The 1,387-nt window shown below is 67.8% G+C and carries 2 protein-coding genes; one reads left to right on the plus strand and one right to left on the minus strand.

The features are described from left to right. The first annotated feature begins 441 nt into the window (after positions 1-441). Positions 442-732, plus strand: a complete 291-nt coding sequence (locus VR44_RS48975; protein ID WP_342669431.1) for an SbtR family transcriptional regulator — start codon at positions 442-444, stop codon at positions 730-732. Between the two features lie 20 nt (positions 733-752). Here the strand turns inward: VR44_RS48975 and VR44_RS43360 are convergent. Then, positions 753-1,387, minus strand: a 635-nt coding sequence (locus VR44_RS43360; protein WP_211275203.1) for a Kelch repeat-containing protein, incomplete at its 5' end; no start/stop codon positions are given.

The raw sequence follows: 1,387 nt of genomic DNA on the forward strand, positions 1-1,387 counted from the left end.
GAGCAGGCTGACTGACCTGCCACTTTAGGTGGTTCGGTCGGCGTTCTGAAGCACTTTCACCGATACCGGCAATTCGGAACATCTCCTCAGCCCGCCGCATCAACGGCTCCCCCGGGCCGGGCCCGTCCCCTCCGACGCCGGTCGTGTCATGCCCCTGCAAGCGAGCGCCTACCGCAATGCACCTGGCGACGCAACGCGCACTTCCCTTCTCATCGCCGGCGCTGACGGGCTCCGTATCACTCCCCGCATAACAACCTGTTCCATATCCCCGTCGTCGCAGGGAGGGGCTCGATTCCAGGGAGGGCCGTCGGGGAGAGGCGTTCGGGGAGCAGTCACTGTGACCGCTCCCCGAACGGAAGCTCTGGTGTCGATGAGCCTGCTGCGCCGGGTGAGGTGTCCCCCGTCACCAACCGGTGCCGGACTCTCCGTTGACGGAGGCGAATGCGACCCGGAGGGCTCTGCTCCGAGAGTAGCGACGCTGGCTTCGACCGGGGATGTGGATCAGGCACTGAGACCTGCCACGACATGATCACCAATGCCGGTGACACCCTCCTTGCGCGCGCCCGAGAGGCAGACGCCGTGCGCCCTGGGATGACCATCACCCAGCTGTTGAAACTCGTCGGCGCCATCGCGCTGGCCGCCGAGCAGGACATCGACGGCCCCGGCCGAGGCCGGCCTGCTGCTTGCGATCGCCACGACGGCGTATCTCCTCCAAAGCCCAACGAGTCCTGAGCATTGCTCTGACGGGCGTTTCAGTGCTTGGTGTGCTCCGGGGGGTCCAGGGCTTCCAGGGTGGCGAGAACGTCCGAGCCGTCAGCGCCGCCGGAGGCGTAGACGCAGTTGCCGCCTACGCCTGTGGGGCACGGCATGGCGACGGCGCCGAGTTGCCATCGAGGCGTCGGCATCGGGGGCAGGTCCGTCCAGATGTTGGAGGCCGGGTTGTAGGACTGGACGCTGGCCAGGAGGTGAGTCACGTAGAGGCCGCCCACGATGTAGATGCACGTACCACTCTGCCCGGGTGGGCAGGTGGTGGCCGTGGTGCCCATGTTGGAGCGGGGTGTGGGCAGCGACGCCACCGGGGTCCAGGTGTTGGCCGCCGGGTTGTAGGACTGCACCACGTTGGTCTGGGTGGAGTCGAAGCCGCCGACGGCGTACACGCAGGTGTTCTGCTGGCCCGGCGAACAAGGCGCGGCCGCAGCGCCCAGGCCTGATCTGGGCGTGGGCATCGAGGCGACCGTGCTCCACGTATTGCTGATGGGGTTGTACGACTCCGTCGAGCCCAAGGAGCCAGCGACGCCGACGCCGCCGACCGCGTAGATGCACATTCCCGTCTGGCCCAGCGAGCACGGGGCCGCCGTAGCCGCCAGATCGGAGCGCGCGGTCCGTA

The sequence above is a fragment of the Streptomyces katrae genome (genome assembly GCF_000966975.1).
Classification (GTDB): domain Bacteria; phylum Actinomycetota; class Actinomycetes; order Streptomycetales; family Streptomycetaceae; genus Streptomyces; species Streptomyces katrae.

Bases quoted from the DNA above. Each gene is read 5' to 3' on its own strand.
- VR44_RS48975 (WP_342669431.1), top strand. From the start codon at position 442: ATGCGACCCGGAGGGCTCTGCTCCGAGAGTAGCGACGCTGGCTTCGAC.